General features: G+C 44.7%; 1 protein-coding gene. It reads right to left on the bottom strand.

The window, feature by feature from the left end; translation table 11 throughout:
- Positions 1 to 1,798, bottom strand: a 1,798-nt coding sequence (locus A3766_RS19500) for a putative PEP-binding protein (RefSeq protein WP_068642812.1), incomplete at both ends; no start/stop codon positions are given.

Below are 1,798 nucleotides of genomic sequence, written 5' to 3'. Positions count from 1 at the left end.
TAGATCATTAGAACCAATAGATATAAAGTCAATTCGCTTTGATAGGTGTGGCAGGGCCATCATTGCTGCTGGCACCTCTACCATTATACCCACGCTTGGCTTTGCAACTTTAAGCCCCATTGCAAGTAGCTGAGCCACTGCTTGGTCAAGCAACTCTCTGAACGCATCCACTTCTTCTACACGACTCACCATCGGCAACATAATTTTCATATTGCCAATCCCAAGGTTTGCACGAAGTAACGCTCGAATCTGAGCCAGAAAAATACTACTATTATCAAGTGTAAAACGTATACCACGCCAACCCAGATAAGGGTTATCTTCCTCAAAGCTGAAGTACGGCAAAGCTTTATCACCACCTATATCAAGGGTGCGCATGTAAACAGAGCGCGGCGCATAAGCCTCTAAAATTTTCCGATAAACAGCAGTTTGCTCATCTTCGGTTGGAAATGTTTCATGCAGCATAAAAGGAATTTCAGAACGGTATAAGCCTACTCCTTCTGCGCCTCTCTCTAGCCCTGGAGATAAATCGGCAAGCAAACCTGTATTCGCATAAAGATTGATACGATAACCATCACTGGTCTCGGCGGGCTTATCCTTAAGCTTATCAAGCCCTGACATCAATCGGTTTTCTTGTACTGCCAGCCTTTGATATTCCTGCTGCATTTGAGGCGAGGCATTAAAAATGACCTGCGCTCTATAACCATCCATGACAGCAACACTACCCTCAACCTTTGACCAATTAAGATCACCGACACCCATGATTGCGGTAATGCCGAGAGCACTGGCCAGAACGGCCGCATGAGATAAAACCGAGCCATCCACGCATACCAAGCCAACCAAATTTTGATTCGCATATTCAGCAATATCGGCGATGCTTAAATTCTTTGAAAGCAGAATAAAGGGTTCATTTGGCAGCTGGACATTAAAGTCATGCGCATTAATGCTGGCATAGATACGCAAACCCAAATGACGGATATCTTCTGATCGAGCACGTAAGTATGGATCATCCATCGACTCAAACTGCTTGGCATGGCGGTCAATAACGAGCTTCAAAGCGTAAGAAGCACAATAGCCCTCTTGGATTAGCGTCTCTGTATCGACAACGATGGCATCATTCTCAAGCAACATCAGGTATACACCAAACAAAGCCTGAACCTCTTGAGTTAAAGATGAAGCCAGCTTGTCTTCACCTGCTTCGATCTCGAGCTTGACAGATGCAATCGCGTCACGAAAAGACCTGATCTCTGAGTCAATATCAGTCACGCTCTCTTCTTCAACGCAAGCTAAATCTTTAAAGGGTGCAATAACCTTAACGAGCCCAATCGAAATGCCAGGTGCCCCCTTTACCCCGCTGACTTTTATTTGATCACTAACATCCTTGTTAACAATCGCAGCCAAACTCTCCTGCTTAAGTACTGAGGATAAAGGCCCTGCCAGTTGAGCTGCTATCGTAATTAGAAAAGCTTCTTCCTCAGCAGAAAAAAGCCGTTTATCTTTACACTGAATAACCAGTACGCCAATGAGGCGACGAAAACTAATAATTGGCACACCCAAAAAGCCGGAAAAATGCTCTTCTCCCGTTTCCGGAAAGTATCTGTAGTAACGATTCTGAGAACCATCCTCTAGATTTAAAAGCGTCTGGTTCTCACAAATATAGCCAACCAGGCCCTCACCTGTTTTCATACGAACGGAGCCAATCGCGTTATTCGAAAGGCCTTCTGAAGCAACAAGAACCCAATCTTTCTGTATCTCATCTTGAAGGTAGATACTACAAACGTCCGAGCCGGTTACATCTTTG

This window comes from Oleiphilus sp. HI0132 (genome assembly GCF_001635845.1).
The sequence above is the reverse complement of the archived record's forward strand: the minus strand, read 5'-3'. Positions and strand labels throughout refer to the sequence as shown.